The sequence below is a fragment of the Synechococcus sp. W70.1 genome (assembly GCF_047461515.1).
In the GTDB taxonomy this organism is placed as follows: domain Bacteria; phylum Cyanobacteriota; class Cyanobacteriia; order Thermostichales; family Thermostichaceae; genus Thermostichus.
Map to the genome: position 1 here is coordinate 1 of NZ_JANSHH010000028.1, position 4,844 is coordinate 4,844.

Below are 4,844 nucleotides of genomic sequence, written 5' to 3' on the forward strand. Positions count from 1 at the left end.
CCGGCTGTGCGGGGCTAGTGCCTCCCCAGGTTTCCTGACTCTACTTCCCCTGGCCTCAGCGCCAGGGGTTTTTCTTTCAGGACATACTGGGCGTATTGAGCAAAGAGGACTCCCAGCGGCGCAGTGCTGGATATTCCCATGGTCAAGATTCGGCCTCTAAGTCCAGAACGAGTTGCCCAAATGGCGGCGGGAGAGGTGATCGACTCCCTGGAGGCAGCCCTGCGGGAATTGATAGAAAACGCCCTTGATGCCCAGGCCAGCCGCGTTCAGGTAGATCTTTGGCCGAGCCGCTGGCAGGTGCGGGTAGCCGATAACGGCCAAGGGATCCCAGGCTCGGAGTTGGAGCAGGTAGCCCGTCGCCATACCACGAGCAAGTGGGATGGGGGCAGCTTGGGGTTTCGCGGAGAAGCTCTGCACAGCCTAGCCCGCTTGGGATCCCTGACCATCCAGACCCGTCATGCCACCGATGAGCATGGCTGGCTGGCTACCTACGACCAGCAGGGGGAGTTGATCCACAAGCAGCCAGCAGCCACCGCTCTGGGGACAGTCGTGACGGTGGCGGATTTGTTTGCTAGCTGGCCCCTGCGCCGCTGTCCCCCGCCCCAGACGCGCTCACTCCTAACCTTGGTCCAGAACGCTGCGCTATCCCATCCAGAGGTTAGCTGGCAAGTCTGCCAGGAGGGGCAGCTGCTACTTAGTCTTTGGCCGGGCCAATCTCTGCAGGATCTGCTCCTGCAAATGTTGCCGCAGGTGGAGCCTTCCGATCTGCGCTACCGGCGCATTCAAGAGGGGGATAGCGACTGGGAGTTGGTGGTGGGCTTGCCGGATCGCCTGCATCGCCCTCGCCCCGATTGGATCCGGGTGGCCGTCAATGGTCGCTTTGTGCAGATGCTGGAGTGGCAACGGCTAATCCAGTCAGTCTTTCAACACGCTTTGCCCCGCCACCGCCATCCTCTGGTAGTGGTGCACCTGCGCCTGCCACCGGAACAAGTGGACTGGAACCGCCATCCGGCTAAGAGCGAGCTCTATCTACAAAAGCCGCAGAAGCGACAGGAGCAATTGCGCCAGTACCTGCAGGATCTTCTGCGCGCAGGCTCTGCCCAGTCCAGCCGCCGCTCTCTCCATCTCCTCCGCGCCAGCGAGTCCAAGTCGCTCTACAAGGTTTCAGCTCCCTCCGCCGCCGGCTGCTCCCTGCCTCCCCTGAAGGCGCTAGCCCAACTGCACCGAACCTACATTCTAGCGGAGCACCCCCAGGGGCTGTGGCTAGTGGAGCAACACCTGGCCCACGAGCGAGTGCGCTACGAGGAGATCCAACGGCACTGGCAGCTAGTGGAGCTCGAGACACCAGTCATGTTGCAGGGATTGTCTTCCCAAGCCGTGGAGCAGCTGGAACAGCTGGGGCTAGAGCCGGAACCCTTTGGCCCCGCTACGTATTTGGTGCGCCGCCTGCCGCTAGCTCTCTGCTCTGAAGATCCCGAAGAGGTGCAGGGATCCCTTCTGGAACTCAGCCGCTGTGCGGATCTAGAAGCAGCTCAGGTAACCCTGGCCTGTCGTGGTGCCTTGCGCAATGGGGTCCCACTTACCCTGGAGCAGATGCAGCAGTTGCTGGATGCCTGGCAGCGCACGGCTAACCCCCACACCTGTCCCCATGGCCGTCCAGTTTATCTAGTTTTGGCCGAAGCCGACTTGGCCCGCTACTTTCGCCGCCGCTGGGGGATCTGCGACCGCCCCCTCTCTGACCCCAAGCTGGGATCCCTGCGGCTGGGAGACAGTTTGGCCGCTCAAGTACGTCGCTCAGCCGGCTTGCCGGTGTTAGATCCCACGGACGAGGTCAATTCTGCCCCTCTATAATTTCAGGGGTGTCAAGCTGCTGGAACGATCCTATGGCTTCCTATCTCAGAACCCCAGAAGAAACCTGGCTGCAGCGCCATGCGCGCCCAATCTTGGTCTTCTTGTCCAGCTTGGGAGTTCTGTTAACAGCCTACCTTACCTACACCAAGCTGACGGAGCAGCCTGCTGCCTTCTGTGGGGGGGATGGGGGGTGTAACCTGGTGCTCTCCAGTCGGTGGGCAGAGTTTTTGGGGATCCCAACCGCAGCCATTGGCCTGCTGGGGTTTCTAGCCGTCTTGGCCCTGGCAGGGCTGCCGGAAGAGATCCCAGGAGTGAAGCGGTGGCGGTGGCCAGCCCTATTTGGCTTGGTTTCCGCCATGACTGCCTTTGAGCTGTACATGCTTTACCTGATGGTGGCGGTGCTACGGCAATTCTGCCTGTACTGCACGGCAGCGATGGGGTTGGTAGCGGGGCTGTGGCTCGTCACGGTGTTTGGCCACCGCTGGCTGGACCGGGCCAAGCTGGCTTTCAGTTACATTCTCGTGGGCCTGTTTACGTTGGTAGTTACCCTTGGGGTGTACGCCAAGCAGGCTCCTCCGCCCAGCCCCCTAGCGGCAGGCTTAGCAGCCCACCTGCGCAAGATTGGCGCCACCATGTACGGGGCCTACTGGTGCCCCCACTGCCAAGAGCAGAAGGCCTTGTTTGGGTCGGCCTTTGCCCAGATACCCTACGTGGAGTGCTCGCCCAACGGGCCCGGCACGCCTCAGGTTGAGGAATGTACGAAGGCAGGGATCACCAGCTATCCCACTTGGATTATCAATGGCCGCAGTTACGTGGGACTCCGCTCGCTGGAGGCTTTGGCAGTAGCTTCTGGGTACTCCCTCAAGGCAGAGGAAGAGCAGGATTGACCGCTCTGAAGACTGATACAACACTGGACAAAGGCGGACTTTTTCCACGACCCCTAGCTAGGAGCGGGGTTTATCTCCACTGCCCCACTGGAGGGATCTTTACGGGATCACTTCCCGTCGAGCTGTCCTTTTCTTGAGGGTTGCGCCCGTTGCCTACACAGAAACCACGCCGGGTTTGGGCTGCTGGAAAAGTTCGGCTAGAGTCAGAATTAGTAGCTGCGTTTACTTCTTGCCAGGATCCCCATGCTTGCTGCGGCTGCCACGGAAGCACACCTAGAACCCGTTGATTTGGATCGCTTGCTCACGCCTGAAATCCAGCGGCCAGCTCGCTACTTGGGCAAAGAATTCGGGGCTGTCCATCGCCCTTGGGACTCGGCACGGGTGCGTTGGGTGCTAAGTTACCCGGAGCTGTACGAGGTGGGGGCTTCCAACCTGGGCCACATCATCCTCTACAACATCCTCAACGCCCAGCCAAACCAGTTGTGCGACCGCACCTACTTGCCAGGTCCGGATCTGGCGGCTCGGATGCGGCAGCTGGGGATTCCGCTGTTTGCCGTAGAATCGCGTCGCCCCCTGCGCGCTTTCCACATTGTCGGCTTTAGCCTGGCCTATGAGCTGGGGGGCACCAACATCCTAGAGATGCTGGATCTGGCCGGGATCCCGCTCAAGTGGTGGGAACGGCAAGCCTTTACCCCACAAGAGTGTCCCCTCATCTTTGCCGGTGGGCCGACTGCCACCTCCAACCCAGAGCCCTTTGCCGACTTTTTTGATTTCTTCGTCTTCGGGGATGGGGAAGAGGTGCTGCCGGAAATTGGTCAGGTGCTGGCCGGATCCCTGCACAAGCCCCGCCGGGAGGTGCTCTTGGAGCTGGCCCAGGTGCCAGGAGTGTATGTGCCGCAGTTTTACGAGGGGATCCCCCCGCGGCCCATCGTGCCTGGGGTGCCGGAGCGCATTCGCCGCCGCGTAGCGCTGCCCCAACTGCAGTACTCCATTGGTCTAGTACCGCTGGTGGCCACTGTCCACGACCGCCTGGTGGTGGAAGTGCGACGTGGCTGTACCCGCGGCTGTCGCTTTTGCCAACCCGGCATGCTCACCCGCCCTGCCCGCGATGTCGATCCGGAAGCGGTAGTGGAGGCGGTGGTGCAGGGCTTGCGCAAGACCGGCTACAACGAGTTTTCTCTTTCTTCTCTCAGCTGCTCTGACTACCTTTCCCTGCCAGCGGTGGGAGCAGAGCTACATAACCGTCTCCTCGGCCAGCACATTGCCCTCTCGCTGCCCAGCCAGCGGGTGGATCGCTTTGATGAGAACATTTCCGCCATCATGAAGGGATCCCGCCGCTCGGGGCTGACCTTTGCTCCGGAGGCCGGCACGCAACGGCTGCGGGACATCATCAACAAGGGCCTTAGCGATGCTGACCTCATTCGCGGCATTCGCACTGCAGTCCAGGAGGGCTGGGACAAAATTAAGCTCTACTTCATGATTGGCCTGCCCGGCGAGACTGACGACGATGTGATTGGGATTGCCCGCACGGTCGAGATGCTGCAGCGAGAATGTGCGGCCCTGGGCCGCAAGCGGGTGGAGTTTACCCTCACCCTCTCCAACTTTGTCCCCAAGCCCCACACGCCCTTCCAGTGGCACCGGGTGGACTACGCTGACGTGCGGCGCAAGCAGGATCTGCTGCAAAGGGAACTGCGGCGGCTGCGGGGAGTCAAGGCCCACTTTACCGATATTCGCTTTAGCATCCTGGAGGACTTGATTGGCAAAGGGGATCGCTCCCTGGGCCGCATGATCGAGCAGGCCTGGCGAGCTGGCGCCGGCTTGGATGCCTGGTGGGAAAACATCGACGCCGCCTATGCCGCCTGGGTGAAGGCCTACTGCGGCGAGGCGGTAGATCCCAGCGCCGATCCAGTGGCCCTCTGCGCCTATCTCCCGATGCGCGAATTTGGCCTGGAGGATCCCTTGCCCTGGGATCACATCGATACCGGCATCGACAAGAAATGGCTGCAGAAAGACTACCGCCGCGCCCTAGAAGCGATCACGGTAGAAGACTGCTCCTTCGAGAAGTGCTCCGCCTGCGGCGTCTGCGGTCCCGGCTTTGGTCACAAC

The 4,844-nt window shown here is 61.4% G+C and carries 3 protein-coding genes; all 3 read left to right on the forward strand.

The window, feature by feature from the left end:
- Positions 1-138 precede the first annotated feature (138 nt).
- The gene (mutL, locus tag NW808_RS06605) at positions 139-1,851 is read left to right on the forward strand and encodes a DNA mismatch repair endonuclease MutL (RefSeq protein ID WP_414420692.1); all 1,713 of its coding nucleotides are present in this window, start codon (positions 139-141) and stop codon (positions 1,849-1,851) included.
- 32 nt (positions 1,852-1,883) lie between these two features.
- A complete protein-coding gene (locus NW808_RS06610; RefSeq protein ID WP_414420693.1) occupies positions 1,884-2,738 on the forward strand; it encodes a vitamin K epoxide reductase family protein in 855 nt (284 codons plus the stop codon).
- Positions 2,739-2,981: 243 nt separating this feature from the next.
- The coding region (locus NW808_RS06615) for a TIGR03960 family B12-binding radical SAM protein (protein WP_414420694.1) at positions 2,982-4,844 on the forward strand (1,863 nt) is incomplete at its 3' end.